This window comes from Pseudomonas borbori (genome assembly GCF_900115555.1).
GTDB classification, from domain to species: domain Bacteria; phylum Pseudomonadota; class Gammaproteobacteria; order Pseudomonadales; family Pseudomonadaceae; genus Aquipseudomonas; species Aquipseudomonas borbori.
Genome location: NZ_FOWX01000024.1, coordinates 31080 through 47159, shown reverse-complemented (window position 1 = coordinate 47159; position 16080 = coordinate 31080). Strand labels below are relative to the sequence as shown.

The following is a 16080-nucleotide window of genomic DNA, read 5'->3' as shown; positions in this document are numbered from 1 at the left end:
GTTCCGTTTCTAGGCTTTTTCAGCAACCGGCAACAGCACCGCCAGCGCCTGGCGCAAACGTGCCGGCAGCAGGGGTTTGCCGAGCAGGGTGACGTGGGCGGGCAGGCAGCGCTCCTGCAACTCGGGGCTGATATCGGCGCTGACCAGCAGGGCCGGAAGCATGCTCCCGGCCTCCTCGCGCAGGCGCTCGATGGCGCACAGGCCGTCTTCGCTGGCGGCCAGGCGGTAATCGCTGATCAACAATTGCGGCGATGCCTCTGCCAGGCATGCCAGGGCCGCTTGCAGGTCGGCGCAGGCCCAGACCTCGCAACCCCAGCGGCGCAACAGCCCGGACAAGGCCTCGCGCCCGGCTTCGTCGTCCTCCAGCAGCAAGACCCGACCATGCAAGGCGGCGCCGACCGGCTTGGCTGGCTGCCACTCCCCCACGGCGGCGCGCGGCAGGCGCACTGCGAAACGGGCGCCCTGGCCCGGACTGGAGTCCAGCTGCAGCGGATGCTCCAGCAGCGCGGCCAGCTGCTGGACGATGGCCAGACCGAGGCCCAGGCCGCGCTCGGCATTGCGCCCGGGGTTATCCAGTTGGCGGAATTCCTCGAAAATTTGTGCCTGATCTTGCGCCGTCAGACCACGGCCGTCGTCGGCGACCTCCAGCAACACGCTGCCCGCCTCCGCCCGGGCGCTTAGCGTCACGCGCCGCGCCTGGGCATGGCGCAAGGCATTGTTGAGCAGATTGCGCAGCACCCGTTCGAGCAGCAACGGGTCGCTGCGCACCCATAGATCCGCGCACTGCAGATCCAGCTCGACGCCCTGCAGCTCGGCTTCGCTGCGGGTTTCGCCGCTCAGGCGTTCGAGCAGCGGACGCAGGGCGAACACTTCCAGCTTGGCCTGCACCCCGCCGGGCAAGGTCAGGCGGCTGTAGTCGAGCAGCGATTGCAGCAGGCGGCTAAGTTGCTCCACCGAAGTTGCCAGACGAGCGCTGACCCGACGGATGCCCGGTTCCCGGCTTTGCTCGAGCAGGTGCTGGGCATACAGGCCCATGGCGTTCAGCGGCTGGCGCAGATCATGGCTGGCCGCCGCGAGCAGACGCAGCTTGCGTGCGTCGTCGGCTTCGGCGCGCTGCCGCGCCAGGTCGAGCAGGCGCAGGTTGAGCCAGGCGCCGCGCTGCCCGTGCTCCTGCAGGTAGGCACCGACACTGCCGATCAGGTTGGCGCAGATCAGAAACAGGCCCTGATAAGCCAACTGGCTACCCGGCTCGGTCAGCAGCAATCCAAGCGCCAGGAACAGCAGGCAGAAGCTCCAGGCCGCCAGGCTCACGGCGCGAAACGAGACGCCGAGCAGCACGTAACCGAACAACAGGATCAGAAACAGGCCGTCATAGGGCATGGCCTCGCCCTGAACCCAGCACAGGTGGATGATCAGCGCCACACAGGCGCCGTTCAGCGCATAGGCGGCGGTGTAGGCGAACAACGCCCGGCGTGGCGGGCTCTGCGGGCGCCGACAGTAGACGAACGCCGCCAGCACGCCAAGGATGCCCAGCACCCGCAGGGGCATCGCCGACAGCCCCACCGCCAGCGGCATCAGCAGCAGATCGAGGGCGCTGTAGATCAGCTGGAAGACAATCGCGGTGCCGACGATCAGCAACAAACGGCGATGGATGCGCTGTACCCGGTGCTCGACGAAGCCCTGCTCCAGCTCGGCAACGAAACACAAACGCCGGTAACCACGGCGCTGTTGCGCCAGCAACAGACGTTCTTCCTGCTCCAGCCTCATGGCTGCGCGGCCGCCCGTGCGAGCGACTGGCGATCAAGGCTCGGCGGGGGCGCGGTCCTGCTGTTTGGCGGCAATCGCATCATAGGTGTCGACTCGGTGTTGATCGGCGGCGTCGAACAGGCGCTGGCGCAGACGCTGCTGCTCATGCTGCTGGTCCGCCGGGCTCAGACCGGTGCTGCGCAGCGTGGCCAGTTGCTCGCGATAGGCCGTGTAGCGCTGCTGCCAGGCGCGCTCAGTGCGCTGCTCGAGCAGCAGGCGCTCGACAGTCGACGGATCATAGGACAAAGCCAATGCCTGGCGCACCTGTTCCTCGCTCGCCCCCTCGCGCCACAACCGTTCGCTTTGCGCCTGCTGTGCCTGGGCCTGGCTCTGCCGCTCCTCACTGGCGCGCATGGCCGCCGGCAATTGCTCGCGCAGGCGCTCCTGGGCGGCGGCTTTGCCCTGCTCGCTCAAATCGTCGCGGGCGACTAGCGCCAGGCTGTCGAGGGTGTAACGCGCATAGACCTCTTCGGCGCCGAACAAGGCCTCCACCGCGTCCGGTGAAAAGTGGCTGCGGCGCAACTGGGCCAGGCTGTCGAAGGCCTGCTGCAACGCCAGCAACTGCCCTTGCGGCTGGGCTTGCTGGTGGGCGCCCAAGGGTTGCTGCAGCAGCGCCAGGCTGGCGCGCTTGTACTCCAGATAGTCGCCAAGCAGGCCGACCAGCTGGCCCAGCGCCGGCTCCTGCAGGCGCCCGCCGGCATCGGCCAGCAAGGCCTCGACCGAGGCATCCAGCCCGGCCTGGTCGACAGCGCTGAGGAAGTAATCGAAATAGTCGCGCAGCGCCAGGTCGAGCTGCAGGTTACCGGCGCTGTCGCTCTTCAGTTCGCCATCGACCTCGGTGCCGCCCAAGCCCGGCAGCAATGCCGACGGCGTGGCCGGGGCGTCAGCCGTTGGCGCCGGCTGACCCGGCAAGGGGCTGGCAATGAGCGGAGCGACAGGTTCGTCCTGGCTGGCCGAATCGACCTGGACCACGGCCTGCTGCGGCCATTGCCAGTAGAGCGTCAGTGCAGCGGCACCGATGACCAGCACGACCAGCGCGGCGATGGAACGGATCGGCAGGGGCATGCGACCTCCAAGACGGGCTGCTGGACAGCCCGCCGGCGTGGCAAGGATCAGACGCCTTTGTTCTTCAGGCGGTTGGCATGCTGGCGATACAACGAGACCGGCTCGGTCCAGCCGCGGATACCGAACAGGTGATTGATCGCATCGACGTGGTTCATGTGGTAGCTGTCGCCGAGCACCTGGCCCAGGTAGGTCGCACAGACGCCAACCAGGCCGTCGTTCTTCTCGCCGGCGAAGGCCAGGCCGGTGATGGCCAGGAACGGATCGACCGCGTCGAAGATGTTGGTGTAGGAGGAATTGCCGGTCCAGGAGAAATAGCGGATGTTGTAGCCGCGCACGTTGTGCACTTCGCTGGATTTGGCGCAGTAGCTGGCGTTGTTCACGCCCCACGGATGGCGGCTGTTGAGGGCCGTGGTGCCGGGGGTGGCCAGGGTTTCCAGGGCGGCCAGGCCGTCCTGCGGATTGTTGCTGCCGGACAACAGGTTGATCACCGCACCCAGGGCATTGGCGATGGCACTGGCGCCGCCTTCGATGGCGCTGTCCGGCGGCACCACGCCGCGCACCACGTCGGCGACCTTGGAGCCCTTGTTGACGCCATTGATCGAGGTCACCGAGGCCACCAGGTCCGGGCGCAAGGAGGCCGCTACCCGCGAAGTCGGCGAGCCTTGGCTGTGGCCGATCAGGTTGACCTTGCCGCCATTGGCACCGGCCCAGGGCACGATCTGCCGGGCCAGTTCGGCGCCGCGCTGCTCGCTGTCGTTGAACGCGGCGACGCTGGCGACGTAGACCTTGGCCCCGTCGCGCTCGAGGTTCCAGGGAATGGTGTGGAAGTAATTGACCAGACCGCCGATGGTGTCGAAGCCGGTGATGCCGTGTACCAGCACGATCGGGTACTTGGTCTGGGTGTAGCCGGCCTGGGTCTCGACCGCGCCGACCAGGGCAACGGCGGCTAAAGCAGTGCAGATAACGCGACGCATGGGGTGCCTCCTTATTGTTCTTGTGGGCACGCCGGGTGACTGCGTCCGGCGTGCCCACACTTTAAGGAGACGAGGATGGCCCGCCCATCGCCCAGATGGGTGAAGCTACCGGCTCAAGGTGCCGAGGCGATGGCCTTTTCCACCGCAGCGATCAACTCGGGATCGTCCGCCAGGGTGCGGCTGGAGAAACTGGCGACCACCCGGCCCTGGCGGTCCACCACATATTTGCTGAAGTTCCAGCGCGGCGCCTGGCTCTGCGCGGCCAGTTCCTTGAACAACGGAATCGCCTGGGCGCCGGTGACAGGCTGGGTTTGGCTCATGCTGAAGGTCACGCCGTAGTCGACGTAACAGACCTTGGCGGTTTCCTCGGCATCGTCCGACTCCTGCTTGAAGTCGTCCGAGGGCACGCCGAGCACTTCCAGGCCCTGGCCCTTGTAGCGCTGATACAGCGCCTCGAGGCCTTTGAACTGCGGGGTGAAGCCGCAGAAACTGGCGGTATTGACCACCAGCAGCGGCTTGCCGGCGAATTGCTCGCACAGGTCGATGCGGTCCTTGCTGCGCAGCTTGGGCAACTCGCCTTGCAGCATGCTCGGGCACTCGGCGGCCAGCGTTGGGGCCACGAGCAACAAGGACACGACAGCGCTGCGCAGCAGCATGGCAAAACCCTCGGTAACAGATCGATTGGACGCTACGCCCAACCAAGCTCAAGGGCAATCGGCGACGACTGACAGGCCGCGCCAGGCGCCGCGCTCAACATACCGCCATGCCCAGTTGCAGGAAGGCCAGACCACTCTGCTGCCAGCCCCACCAGATCAGCCCGAGAGCCAGGGAACCGAGCAATGCCAGGCCGACACTCAGCAGATTGTGGGTATTCATACGCCAGCCTCCAGGTTGCGTAAACGCGCTACCGGCTGCTCACGCACCGGCCAATTGAGGGCGGCAGCCAGCAAGCTGAGCAGAATCGCGATCTGCCAGACCAGATCATAGCTGCCGGTGCGGTCGTACAGGTAGCCACCCAACCAGCCGCCCAGGAACGCGCCGATCTGATGAAAGAGGAACACGATACCACCGAGCATAGACAGGTTGCGCACGCCGAACAGGGTCGCCACCGTGCCGTTGGTCAACGGCACGGTGGCCAACCACAGCAAACCCATGGCGATGCCAAAAGCATAGGCGCTCCAGGTGCTCAGCGGGGTCAGGATGAACGCCGCGATTACCACCGCCCGCGCCAGGTACAGGCCCGTCAGCAGACGCGGCTTGGACATGCGCCCACCGAGCCAGCCGGCCGTGTAGGTGCCGAACACGTTGAACAAGCCGATCAGCGCCAGCACCGTGGTCCCCACCAGCGCCGGCAGATGCTGATCGACCAGATAGGCCGGCAGGTGCACGCCGATAAACACCACCTGGAAACCGCAGACGAAAAAGCCCAGCGCCAGCAACCAGAAGCCCGAATGGGCGCAGGCTTCGCGCAATGCTTCGCCCAGGCTTTGCTCATGGGCCAGGACCGGCGACGGGCTGTCCTTGATCATCGCTGCCAGCGGCACGATCAGGGCCACCAGCAGACCCAGGGCGAGCAAGGCAACGGACCAGCCGAGCCAACTGATCAGGCCCAGGGTGCCCGGCAGCATGGCGAACTGACCGAGTGAGCCGGCCGCTGCAGCAATGCCCATGGCCATGCTGCGCTTCTCCGCGGGCACTGCACGCCCCACCACCCCGAGGATCACCGAGAACGAGGTGCCGGACAGGCCGATGCCGATCAACAGACCGGCACTCAAGGACAGCGTCCAGGGCGAATCGGCCAGCCCCATGCATACCAGACCAAGGGCATAGAGAATGCCGCCGACGATCACCGTACGCTGCGCGCCGAAGCGATCGGCCAAGGCGCCGGTGAACGGCTGGGTCAGGCCCCAGATCAGGTTCTGCAGGGCGATGGCGAAGGCGAATACCTCGCGCCCCCAGCCGAATTCAATGCTCATCGGCGGCAAAAACAGACCGAAGCCATGGCGAATACCCAGCGACAGCGCCAGGATCAGGGAAGCGCCGAGGAGAACCCAACCACTCTTGCGCCAAACGGCAGTCATAAAAGCGTCCTTTCGCGGGCAGACGCCCGCTTTATCGAGAAAAATAAGTCGCGCGTTTCCAGGTCACCGAGCAACGCCATCGAGGCGCTGCGGCCGATGCGTCGCGTCAAGCCTGCAACTCGAGCACCCACAGGTTACGCCCGGGCGTGCTGCGCTCCAGCCACGGCTTCGGCCAGACTGGTGATGCAAGGTTCTTCAGCAGCGAATACTGAGCGACATCAAGCCCGGCAACTATAAGCGCATTGTCGTAGAGCCTGCTCGCGCCGCGGCTGACACGACGCAATGGACCACACAGGCATGGAGCAGGCACCATGAACAGCTGTATATACCCCCATCCGCCGGAGCGGCAGCTACAGTAACCCGACAATCCGGCACTACAGATCGAGTTCAGCGCTTGCGGCACAGGCTCAGGCCGTCACCGAGCGGCAGCAGCGACAGGTCGAGGCGCTGATCGTCTTTCAGGGCCAGGTTGAGGGCCTGGATGGCGCGGGTGTCTTCGCTGTCCGGGTTCTGCTCCAGCACCCGGCCGCTCCACAGGGTGTTGTCGAACAGAATCAGGCCGCCCTGGCGCAGCAGGCGCAGGGCGTACTCCAGATAGGCCGGGTAGTTGGCTTTGTCCGCGTCGATGAAGATCAGGTCGAAACTGCCGGCCTGTCCTTCGGTTTCCAGTGCCGCGAGGGTATCCAGGGCTGGTGCCAGGCGTTGCTCGATACGCCCGGCGAGGCCGGCTTCGCGCCAGTAGCGCTCGGCGGTGGCGTTGTAGTCGCCGGGGAGATCGCAGCAGATCATCCGCCCCTCCTCGCCCATGGCCTGGGCCATGCACAGGGCGCTGTAGCCGGTGAAGGTACCGACTTCGAGAATCCGCCGAGCACCGCTCAACTGCACCAGCAGCGCCATGAACTGGCCCTGTTCGGGAGCGATCTGCCACTGGGCGTTGGCCAATTGCGCCGTCTCGTCGCGCAGGCGCTTGAGCAGCGGCGTTTCGCGCAGGGACACGTCGAGCAGGTAGCGGTAGAGGTTGTCATCGAGGCTGAGGGTGCGATTGGTCATGGGGGTCTCCATGGATTGGCGCAGATCCGCTCCTACAGACTGCTCTGCTCGTCAGGGATTGCGCGCCAGTTCGGGACTGAAGACGCGCTTGGCCTTCAGATAGGTGCGCTGCCAGTAGCTGTTGCTGAGGCTGTCCAGGCGCACGGTGCCGCCGCTGGAGGGGGCATGCACGAAGCGGCCGTCACCGACGTAGATACCGGCATGGCTGACCTGGCTGCCGCCATTGGTGGCAAAGAACACCAGGTCACCGCTTTGCAGCGCATTGCGGCCAACGGCTGGTGCGCGCATGCCGATCAGCTCACGGGTCGAGCGCGGCAGGCTGACGCCGGCAGCATCGCGGTAGACATAGCCGATCAGGCCGCTGCAGTCGAAGCCGCCCGCCGGGGTATTGCCACCGTAGCGATAGGGTGTGCCGACCAACCCCAGGGCGCGAAACAACACGTCCTCGGCACCACTGTGGAAGCTGGTGGCGGGCACATGGACGATTGGCTGTGGGGCAGGACTGCGGCCAGCGCAGCCAGTCAGCAGCGCGGCAAGCAGGAGCAGGGCAACGGGGGTCGTGACGTTCATCAGCGAAGCGATCCAGAGCCTGAATGCGCTCACTCTGCCTATTCAGGCGATACAGCGCAACTTTTTGGCTGCGCCGGGGATTCGCTGCGCCGGAGATTCGCTGCGCCGGGCGATCAGGGATGGCGGGCGAGCGGTTCGGTCGACGCCAGGGCCAGGGCCCGTTTGGCCTCGATAAAGGTGCGGTTCCAGTAGCGGTCTTCCAGGCTGTCGACCCGCACACCACCGCTGCGGCTACTGGAGGAATGGATGAACTGATCGTCACCCAGGTAAATCCCGGCGTGGCTGACACGGCCACGGCCATTGGTGCTGAAGAACAGCAGATCGCCCGGCTCCAGTTCTTCACGCTCGACCAGGGGCGCATCGATATTGATCATTTCGCGGGTCGAGCGCGGCAGTTGCATGCCCAGCTCTTCCTTGAACAGGTAGCCGATGAAGCCGCTGCAATCGAACCCGGATTTCACCGTACTGCCGCCGTAGCGGTAGCGGGTACCAACAAGCGACAGGCCATGGGACAGGATGCTGTCGGCCAACTGGGGAAGCTCGTAGGGTTCATCGTCGGTAAAATCGATGTCCGCTTCGGCTGCGCTTTCGTCAAGAAAAACCGCATGCGCGGCTGTCTTGGCCTTAGCCACTGCAGTGGTCGCCGGCGTTTGCGGCGCATGGCTGGCACAGGCGGTCAGAACCAGAGTGAGTGCGAGCGGCACGAGCGGTGCGAAGTTTTTGAACATGGGCACAAGGTGTCGTAGTTTCACAAGGGCGCGACTATGCCTTCTATGCCCCTCATTTGCAAATTCAATGGCTGTTGATGTGACTCAGTACTCCCGGCAAAACATCTAAGCGCCGCATCGCAAGAAACGAACATGCGATTAAATTGCCAGTAACTTTTAAGCTCTAATCGGCCCCGGTCGTCGGATCGATTTTTTTCGCTCAAGGGAGTGAGAATCTTCAGCCGTTTCTGCTGCCGTTGTTTGATTTCCCGCCTGCGTAAAAAGCCAATTCCCTCGAGACCCTCACCGAGTCGACAAGGAGTTTTCATCATGCGCATGCTTAAAAAAACCGGCCCCCTCGTTCTGGGCGCCTGCATTGGTCTTTCAGCAGGCTGCGCCAACATGTCGCAGAACGAGTGGATGAACAAAGAGAACATCGGCACCCTCGCCGGTGCTGCCGCGGGCGTGCTGATCGGCAGCCAGGTCAGCAGTGGCAGCGGCCGCACCGCCGCCATGATGGTTGGCGCCCTGGCGGGCGGCATGCTCGGCAAGTCCATCGGCGCCAAGCTGGACGAACGCGATCGCCAGGCCCTGGCCCTGCAGACCCAACAGGTACTGAACAACAGCCTCGATGGCCAGGCCAGCACCTGGACCTTCGGCCACAGCGGCGCCAGCGCGCAAATTACCCCGGTCAGCACCGAAATCCGCTCGCGCACTGTCGCGGTCAAGCGCACCGCCCAGGTCCAGCCGGTGCCCAACATGCAATTGCTGAACAAGCCCTACCGTGCGTTGAAATCCGCCAACGTGCGCAGCGCGCCTAGCACCAGCGCCGAAAAAGTCGGCGGCCTGGCCAGCGGCAGCACCGACAACAACTGGATCATGGTCGGACGCCAGGGGGTCAGCATCGGTTATGTCTACGCCCCGCTGGTCGCCGCCGTCGGCAGCCAAACCACGGCCAGCACCGCTCAGCCTGTCGCGCCCGCTACCGACCTGGATGCCATGGATGTTGCCAGCGCCAAGGAGCAGGGTTTCGACCTGGACAGCCTGAGCCTGGTGGAAGAACAGGTCACCGCCCAGACCACCTGCCGCACGGTCAATTACAACATGACCAGCAAGGGCGCCAACGACCAGCAAACCGTTCAGGCCTGCCAGGCCGCCGATGGTGCGTGGGAACTGATCTGACCGGGATATGAACATGAAGAACTTTGCAGCCCTCAGCCTCATGGCGCTGAGCGTGGTCGCGCAGGCGGCCGATAACAGTCACCGGCTGGTCTATTCGAAGGCGGAAAATATCGAAGTATTCGTCGACCATGCCGGCGGCCAGCCCTGGTGCAGCAGCGCCCTGAACATGCGCTTCGCCTTCGGCGGCGCGGCCAATCAGAACACCCTCGAGCGCCTGCTGCCAAAACTGGGCGGATTGCTCGCCAGCCAGTGCCCACAAGCCGAAAGCCTGAACTGGCAGAGCCTCGACCAGAACGGCCAGCTGCAGGCCCAAGGCCGCGCCAGCAAGAGCGGCGCCTGGATTGCCCAGGTGATGCAAAGCGCCCCTGCCAGCGCAGCGCCTCCTGCCCTGGCAGACAACACACCGGCCCCAGCTACTGCGCCAGCCAGCGTAGCGGCCGATCCGCCAGCACAGCCTGCTGCAGCGTCCGTCAGCGCCGCCGCAGCAGCGCCAACTGCCGAGCCGATAGCAGCCGAGCCAATCGTCGAACCAACCACCACGCAGACAACCGCAGCCCCGGCCGCAACCGTTGCGGCACCGGCGGTTCTGAGCAATGACTTCAGAGTGGCCGGCTGGAAGCCGCCCCTGGAGAGCGACGTGCTCGCCCAGGCCAGCTTCCTGAGCATCATCCGGGATCAGGGCAGCTGCCGCTTCCGCACCAGCTACAAGCAGGAAGGCGACCGCCAGTTCGTCCAGGCCGAATCCACCGGCATCAGCTGCGGCCCGGACGGTTTCGCCAGCGGCACGGGGCAACTGCTGCTCAAGCGTAGCGACGGCGTCGAGCTCAAGCGCATCAAGGCCAGTTTCCATCGCGGCCTGCCGATCACCGACGGCACTCTCGACCTACCTGTGGTCGGCTTCGACCAAGAGCAGAACATGCTGCTGTGGCTGAGCAGCGACCCGCTCAACCGTGTGCATTACCTGGTACGGGCAAAACACAACCGCTATGCCGGCAGCTGGCACCTGGAGCAGCCGCTGCTACTGGCCCTGACCGACAACGCCGAGCTGTTTCGCCAAGCCGAAAGCATCCGCACCATCCTGTTCGCCCCGCTCGCCCAGCTCGACAAACAACGGCCCAAGGAAACCTGGATCAACGCCTACGCCATTCGCGACCTGGCCAAGGGACTGCTCAAGGGCGACCGCGACGCCTGGCTGTACGAGGTCGGATTGCAGCGCAACTACCGCAGCAAACTGTGGGACTTCGACCCCAACCGCGCCAACAACCACCTCTTTGCATTCGAGCGCAAGCAGGCAGAAATCGCCCGCCGCGAAACCGAGCAGAAGGCGCGCAACGAACACCACCTTCAAAGAACCACAAAGCCTGTTCTCCCGCCTGATCCACAGCCTGCTGCCGCGCCTGCTGTTCATGCCGCCGGTGTACCGCGCGCTGGCGGAAAACCTGCTGTTCAGCCCCAGCGTCTCGCTGTTCATGCTGCTCGCCTTCGGCCTGGTCTGGTTCGCCAACGCCACCGGCCTGGCACGCCTGGACAACACGCCGGTGATGGCCTGGCTGGGGCTGCTGCTGACCCTCTACCTGCTCAAACTGTGGCTGGGCATGCGTGAGCCATTCCGCCACTTCAGCCGCGGCGCCATGGACATCAGCCTGCTGCGGATCGGCCTGACCCTGGCCCTGGCGATCCTCCTGCCGGTCGCGCTGGCGTATGTCCACCGCCATGTGCAGGCCATCCCGCGTTTGCCGATCAACACCCTGCCCCACCTGCTGGCCCTGCTGCTGCTCGGCGCCGTCACCACCGGCCTGGGCCTGTACCTGCTGGCGCAGCGTCTCAAGCTGGCCGAACCGAGCACCGAGGTATCCGAACACCGCAACAACTGGCAGAAGAACCTGATGCCGCGCGAGCTGTTCATCCATCTGGAATCGCACATCCTGGCCAACCGCCGCCATCGGGAAATCCCCAACCGGATCTACCAGAAATTCGAACCCTCGCTGTGCCAGGAAGGCGGCAGCGAGAAAGGCACCTTCGGCGGGCGCACCCTGGTGGAAACCCAACCGATCCTCAGCGAAATAGCCTATGGCAGCGGCTTCCGCGCCGTTCGCATCGTCACCAGCGTGCTCGGCCAGACGCTGCTGGCGGTAGGTGCCCTGAGCCTGATCGGCCTCAGCGCCGACCTGGCGCGCGTGGCGCACCAGCCCGCGCTGCTGATCGGCCTGATCATGCCCGGCATGCTGTTGATCTTCGGCGCGGTGCTGAGCCGCATGGGCAATGCCTTCTGGGCCGAGATGCAGTTCCGCTCGCTGCTCCTGGAGTTGAGCGTGGAAGGCACCTACACCGAGTCGAAACTCTCCACCGGCACCGGCATCTATGACAGCACCCGCTCGGAGAACACCGTAGTGCGCTCGACCATCACGCCCTGGTTCCTGGTCAGCGACCTGCTCACCAGCACCTTCGCCATCAGCGGCAACATGAACCTCGAACAGGAACGCCACATCCTCTCGCTGGGCAAGGCCGACGATGCCCTGGATGCGGTGCTCGGTGAACTGGAGGAGTTCTTCGCCAGCCGCCAGACCATCGCCGGCGTCAACGAGGTGGATCTGCAATCGGCCAGCCAGATCTACCAGATGAACGAGCAGACCCGCGCCCTAGCCGCCCAGCCGACAAGCCTCGCGCTGGCCGCCGAACAGGCCAGCGGCCTGCTCGCCCGCACAGAAGAAGAACAAGGTACAACCACCTGAAGACGCAACCTACTCCGGCGCCGACCACAGCTGTTGCAGCCGGGTCAGCGCCTGGGCCGCCCCCATCTGCACATGCACATCGACGACAGCGCTCAGGTCGCCGCGGGCGGGGTTGATCTCGGCGGTGAAGCCGCCCGCCTGACGGGTGCGCAGCAGCGGTTCGACTATGTAGGGGAAGCTGGCGCTGGTGCCGATGCTGATGGCCACCGCGAAGCCCTTGCCCACTTCCGTATAGAGACTGCTGATGGCCCGTTCCGGCAGCATTTCCTCGAACAGCACCACCGGCGGGCGCAGGATGCCGCCGCACTGCCGGCACCTGGGCGGTAGCGGCCGGCTCAGGTGCTCGGCCAGTTGCGGATCTTGTGCGCCGCAGGATTGGCAATACAGCGGTGCCAGCTCGCCATGGATCTCGATCAGGCGCTCGGGCGGGCTGCCGGCGGCGCGGTGATAGCCGTCGATATTCTGGGTCAGCACCCAACACTGGGGTTTCATACGCTGCAACTCGGCGATGGCGTAATGCCCGGCATTGGCCCGGGCGCCGAGACAGGCCTTGCCCAGTTCGGCCAGGTACTTCCAGCATAAAGCCGGATCGCGCTGCAGCATGGGGCCGGACAGCGCCGCCTCGATCGGCAGGCCTTCGGCGGTCTGATTGTTGTACAGACCGCCGATGCCGCGGTAGGTCGGCAAGCCGGAGTCGGCGGACAGACCGGCGCCGGTAATGATCAGGATGCGCTCAGCCGCTACTATGGCCTGGGCGACACGGGCAATGACCTCATCCATCTCAAGCTCTCCCGCGCAGGGTGGACGACGCTCTTTTCGTCCACCACCACCTCAACAGGTGGATGGGGAAAGCGTCATCCACCTGTTCAATGATTGACCGTGTACGCCAGCATCATCGACAACTGGCACAGCGGCCGAGCGCTCTGCGCGTGCCACTGGTTGAACGCCGCCTGCACCGCGGCGCGGTCTTTCAGGCTGGTCGGCGCCTTGTCGACGATGTGCTGCGCCTTGAGTGCGGCCACCATGTCATCGGAGGGGATGAAGGTGTCCTTGCCGACCATGCGCAAAAAGCGCGGTGCCGACAAGCCGCCCAACTGGCTGCCGTGTTTGGCCAAGTAGCGCCACAGGCCGACGATATCGGTCACCGGCCAGTCGGCGATCAGCGCGCCGAAACTGCCCTTCTCCCGGCGCACATCGAGGACGAACTGGGCGTTGCGCGGCACGCTCTTGAGCTTGCCCAGATGGCGGATGATGCGCGCATCCTGCATCAGGTTTTCCAGGTGTTCGGCGCCCATCAGCACGACTTTTTCCGGGTCGAAACCGAAAAACACCTGCTCGAAAACCGGCCACTTGGCATCGACCAGGCTGTGCTTGAGGCCGGCGCGAAAAATGCGCAGGCTGATGGTGGAGAGATAGCGGTCATCGCCCAGCGCGCGCAACTCGGCAGCGCTGCGCGGCTGCGGCAAGCGCGCCTCCAGCGCCTCGGCCGAACCGAAGCGGTTCAGGCAGTACTCATGCAGCCATTGGTAGTCGCGCATCGTCCCTCGCCTTTGTCTATCGCTTGTCGCTATCCCTACAGATTCATCACATTGACGAACCGCGACGCGGCATTTTCGTCGATTTTCAGGCTCTTGAAGTCGAACAGGTTGCGGTCGGCCAGTTGCGAGGGCACCACGTTCTGCAGGGCGCGGAACATGATCTCGGTACGCCCCGGCGACTTGCGCTCCCAGTCCTGGAGCATCTCCTTGACCACCTGGCGCTGCAGGTTTTCCTGGGAGCCGCAGAGGTTGCACGGAATGATCGGGAACTGCTTGAGCCGGCTGTAGGCCTCGATATCCGCCTCGTTGCAATAGGCCAGCGGGCGGATCACCACGTTGCGCCCGTCGTCGGCGCGCAGCTTGGGCGGCATGGCCTTGAGGGTGCCACCGTAGAACATGTTGAGGAAGAAGGTTTCCAGGATGTCGTCGCGATGATGACCCAGGGCCATCTTGGTCGCGCCTATCTCGTCGGCGAAGGTATACAGGGTGCCGCGGCGCAGGCGCGAACACAGCGAACAGGTGGTCTTGCCTTCCGGGATCATCTCCTTGACCACCGAGTAGGTGTCTTTTTCGACGATGTGGTAGGCCACGCCGATGGACTCCAGGTAGGCCGGCAGCACATCTTCGGGGAAGCCCGGCTGTTTCTGGTCCATATTGACCGCGACTATCTCGAACTGGATCGGCGCGACCTTCTGCAAATAGAGAAGGATGTCGAGCATGGTGTAGCTGTCCTTGCCCCCGGACAGGCAGACCATGACCTTGTCGCCGTCCTCGATCATGTTGAAGTCGGCAATGGCTTCGCCGGCCTGGCGGCGCAGGCGTTTTTGCAGTTTGTTCTGATTGACCGAGAGGCTACCCATGGTGCGCTGGAATCCGGAGGCTTACTAAAGTGCGGCATTTTACCCAGAAAACGCGACGCGCCCTACCCCAATCACGCTGAAATGCTAGGGTCTGGTAATGAACGACAAACTCGACCCCTCTGCCGATCTGGCGGATCAACTGCACCAGTTACTGCAGGACGCCCCCGCAGGGATTGGCGAATACCAGTTGATCCAGCAGTTGAAAGAGCGCCACTGCACGCACATCCCCCACCTGCCTTTGACCGACAAGCTGGTGCTGTTTCGCACCCACTTCCTGGTATTCAACGCCCTGTACCGGCTGCGCGAACGCCTATGGGGCGAACGGCTCGGCTTCGTCCAGATCAGCCCGCTGTGCATCCAGTTGCTGCCCTACCGGGCCGGCAGCGCCGGACTGAGCGAGCACGACCCGTTGCGCGACTATTACCTGGATCTCAGCCAGTTGAGCGACACCGACGAACAGGATGTGCAGGAGCTGCTGGTCAGTTTCTGGAAACGCATGCAGGGCGGCGAGGAAAAGCGCGCAGCCCTGGAACTGTTCGAGCTGAATGACAGCCAGCAGGTGCTCAATATCGGGCTTATCAAGCATCGCTACCGGCAACTGGTCAGCCTGCACCACCCCGATCGCGGCGGCAGCACCGAGCGCCTGCAGTCGATCAACAAAGCCATGGAAATCCTGGAACGCTATTACGACTGACATTCAGAGATCAATTTGCTCTAAGACCAACCGCCTCAGGAGCACCAGCCTCTGCCTATACTGCGACATACGGTCGCATGGGTTCGGCCCAGTACCCGGTAGCGCTGCCTACGCGCGCCGGGCACTTCGCTGGGGGGCGACCGCATAACAAGAGGAGGTGTCTGGCATGATCCATCACGTTTGGGGGCTCTTCACCCATCCCGATCAGGAATGGCAGGAAATCCGTGGCGAAGAAGAAACCATCAGCCACATGTATCTCACCCACGTACTAGTGCTCGCGGCGATTCCGGCGATCTCGGCCTTTATCGGCACCACCCAGGTGGGCTGGTCCATCGGTGGCCGGGAACCGGTAATGCTGACTGAAGCCAGCGCGTTGCAAATGACCATCATGACCTACCTGGCGATGCTTGCCGGGGTTGCTGTGATGGGCACCTTCATTCACTGGATGGCCCGTACCTACGACGCCAGTCCCAACCTGACCCAATGCATCGTATTCGCCGCCTACACCGCGACGCCCCTGTTCATCGGCGGCCTGGCGGCACTCTATCCACATATGTGGCTGGCCATGGTAGTGGGAACACTGGCCATCTGTTACACCGTCTACCTGCTCTATGTGGGCATACCGACCTTCATGAACATTCCCGCGGATGAGGGCTTCATGTTCTCCAGCTCGGTACTGGCGGTCGGCTTGGTGGTACTGGTGGCGATGATCGCCTGCTCGGTGATTCTCTGGGGGCTTGGGGTAGGTCCGGTCTATACCAGCTAGACGGCTCAACTGGCACTGCACGAAACCACCAGCCGGTGGTTTCGTCGTTTTAGGG

Annotated in this window: 16 protein-coding genes; 4 read left to right on the top strand and 12 right to left on the bottom strand. The window is 64.3% G+C overall.

The genetic code is table 11. The annotated features are described in order from the left end of the window. Positions 1-9 precede the first annotated feature (9 nt). The 9 genes from BM315_RS16895 to BM315_RS16860 all read right to left on the bottom strand — a co-directional run bounded on the left by BM315_RS16895 (position 10) and on the right by BM315_RS16860 (position 8274). Complete coding sequence (locus tag BM315_RS16895) at positions 10-1767, bottom strand: ATP-binding response regulator (protein WP_090503114.1); 1758 nt, start codon at positions 1765-1767, stop codon at positions 10-12. A gap of 33 nt (positions 1768-1800) precedes the next feature. Beyond that, the gene (locus tag BM315_RS16890; RefSeq protein WP_090503080.1) at positions 1801-2871 is read right to left on the bottom strand and encodes a lipase secretion chaperone; all 1071 of its coding nucleotides are present in this window, start codon (positions 2869-2871) and stop codon (positions 1801-1803) included. Positions 2872-2918: 47 nt separating this feature from the next. Beyond that, complete coding sequence (locus BM315_RS16885; protein ID WP_090503078.1) at positions 2919-3845, bottom strand: esterase/lipase family protein; 927 nt, start codon at positions 3843-3845, stop codon at positions 2919-2921. Between the two features lie 113 nt (positions 3846-3958). After that, entirely contained in the window at positions 3959-4501 is a 543-nt protein-coding gene (locus BM315_RS16880; RefSeq protein WP_090503076.1) for a glutathione peroxidase, read from the bottom strand. A gap of 94 nt (positions 4502-4595) precedes the next feature. Then, a complete protein-coding gene (locus BM315_RS25275; protein WP_280140427.1) occupies positions 4596-4721 on the bottom strand; it encodes a hypothetical protein in 126 nt (41 codons plus the stop codon). Beyond that, positions 4718-5926, bottom strand: a complete 1209-nt coding sequence (locus BM315_RS16875; RefSeq protein WP_090503074.1) for an MFS transporter — start codon at positions 5924-5926, stop codon at positions 4718-4720. The genes BM315_RS25275 and BM315_RS16875 overlap by 4 nt, the downstream gene beginning before the upstream one ends. Before the next feature lie 387 nt (positions 5927-6313). Continuing rightward, the gene (locus tag BM315_RS16870) at positions 6314-6976 is read right to left on the bottom strand and encodes an O-methyltransferase (RefSeq protein WP_090503072.1); all 663 of its coding nucleotides are present in this window, start codon (positions 6974-6976) and stop codon (positions 6314-6316) included. Between the two features lie 51 nt (positions 6977-7027). Then, positions 7028-7546, bottom strand: a complete 519-nt coding sequence (locus BM315_RS16865) for a C40 family peptidase (RefSeq protein WP_090503070.1) — start codon at positions 7544-7546, stop codon at positions 7028-7030. Between the two features lie 113 nt (positions 7547-7659). Next, entirely contained in the window at positions 7660-8274 is a 615-nt protein-coding gene (locus BM315_RS16860) for a C40 family peptidase (RefSeq protein WP_090503068.1), read from the bottom strand. 309 nt (positions 8275-8583) lie between these two features. Here BM315_RS16860 and BM315_RS16855 point away from each other — a divergent pair, with 309 nt between their 5' ends. Beyond that, complete coding sequence (locus BM315_RS16855; RefSeq protein ID WP_090503066.1) at positions 8584-9435, top strand: glycine zipper 2TM domain-containing protein; 852 nt, start codon at positions 8584-8586, stop codon at positions 9433-9435. Between the two features lie 13 nt (positions 9436-9448). Beyond that, positions 9449-11038: a hypothetical protein gene (locus BM315_RS16850; RefSeq protein ID WP_090503064.1), complete on the top strand. Its 1590-nt coding sequence runs from the start codon at positions 9449-9451 to the stop codon at positions 11036-11038. Positions 11039-12176: 1138 nt separating this feature from the next. On the opposite strand, the gene BM315_RS16845 is transcribed toward BM315_RS16850, so the two are convergent. The 3 genes from BM315_RS16845 to ttcA form a co-directional block, all read right to left on the bottom strand. Beyond that, the gene (locus BM315_RS16845) at positions 12177-12947 is read right to left on the bottom strand and encodes an NAD-dependent deacylase (RefSeq protein WP_090503062.1); all 771 of its coding nucleotides are present in this window, start codon (positions 12945-12947) and stop codon (positions 12177-12179) included. Positions 12948-13033: 86 nt separating this feature from the next. Continuing rightward, positions 13034-13705, bottom strand: coding sequence for a DNA-3-methyladenine glycosylase I (locus BM315_RS16840; protein ID WP_090503060.1), 672 nt, complete (start codon positions 13703-13705; stop codon positions 13034-13036). 35 nt (positions 13706-13740) lie between these two features. Further along, positions 13741-14565 carry a tRNA 2-thiocytidine(32) synthetase TtcA gene (ttcA, locus tag BM315_RS16835; RefSeq protein ID WP_090503057.1) on the bottom strand — a complete coding sequence of 275 codons (825 nt, stop codon included), beginning with the start codon at positions 14563-14565 and terminating at the stop codon, positions 13741-13743. Between the two features lie 97 nt (positions 14566-14662). Here ttcA and BM315_RS16830 point away from each other — a divergent pair, with 97 nt between their 5' ends. Then, positions 14663-15259: a DNA-J related domain-containing protein gene (locus tag BM315_RS16830; RefSeq protein ID WP_090503055.1), complete on the top strand. Its 597-nt coding sequence runs from the start codon at positions 14663-14665 to the stop codon at positions 15257-15259. 166 nt (positions 15260-15425) lie between these two features. Continuing rightward, a complete protein-coding gene (locus BM315_RS16825) occupies positions 15426-16025 on the top strand; it encodes a Yip1 family protein (protein ID WP_090503053.1) in 600 nt (199 codons plus the stop codon). The last annotated feature ends 55 nt before the right edge of the window (positions 16026-16080 follow it).

Coding starts and splice junctions, on each gene's coding strand:
- BM315_RS16895 (WP_090503114.1), bottom strand. CDS start 1,767: ATGAGGCTGGAGCAGGAAGAACGTCTGTTGCTGGCGCAACAGCGCCGT.
- BM315_RS16890 (WP_090503080.1), bottom strand. CDS start 2,871: ATGCCCCTGCCGATCCGTTCCATCGCCGCGCTGGTCGTGCTGGTCATC.
- BM315_RS16885 (WP_090503078.1), bottom strand. CDS start 3,845: ATGCGTCGCGTTATCTGCACTGCTTTAGCCGCCGTTGCCCTGGTCGGC.
- BM315_RS16880 (WP_090503076.1), bottom strand. CDS start 4,501: ATGCTGCTGCGCAGCGCTGTCGTGTCCTTGTTGCTCGTGGCCCCAACG.
- BM315_RS25275 (WP_280140427.1), bottom strand. CDS start 4,721: ATGAATACCCACAATCTGCTGAGTGTCGGCCTGGCATTGCTCGGTTCC.
- BM315_RS16875 (WP_090503074.1), bottom strand. CDS start 5,926: ATGACTGCCGTTTGGCGCAAGAGTGGTTGGGTTCTCCTCGGCGCTTCC.
- BM315_RS16870 (WP_090503072.1), bottom strand. CDS start 6,976: ATGACCAATCGCACCCTCAGCCTCGATGACAACCTCTACCGCTACCTG.
- BM315_RS16865 (WP_090503070.1), bottom strand. CDS start 7,546: ATGAACGTCACGACCCCCGTTGCCCTGCTCCTGCTTGCCGCGCTGCTG.
- BM315_RS16860 (WP_090503068.1), bottom strand. CDS start 8,274: ATGTTCAAAAACTTCGCACCGCTCGTGCCGCTCGCACTCACTCTGGTT.
- BM315_RS16855 (WP_090503066.1), top strand. CDS start 8,584: ATGCGCATGCTTAAAAAAACCGGCCCCCTCGTTCTGGGCGCCTGCATT.
- BM315_RS16850 (WP_090503064.1), top strand. CDS start 9,449: ATGAAGAACTTTGCAGCCCTCAGCCTCATGGCGCTGAGCGTGGTCGCG.
- BM315_RS16845 (WP_090503062.1), bottom strand. CDS start 12,947: ATGGATGAGGTCATTGCCCGTGTCGCCCAGGCCATAGTAGCGGCTGAG.
- BM315_RS16840 (WP_090503060.1), bottom strand. CDS start 13,705: ATGCGCGACTACCAATGGCTGCATGAGTACTGCCTGAACCGCTTCGGT.
- ttcA (WP_090503057.1), bottom strand. CDS start 14,565: ATGGGTAGCCTCTCGGTCAATCAGAACAAACTGCAAAAACGCCTGCGC.
- BM315_RS16830 (WP_090503055.1), top strand. CDS start 14,663: ATGAACGACAAACTCGACCCCTCTGCCGATCTGGCGGATCAACTGCAC.
- BM315_RS16825 (WP_090503053.1), top strand. CDS start 15,426: ATGATCCATCACGTTTGGGGGCTCTTCACCCATCCCGATCAGGAATGG.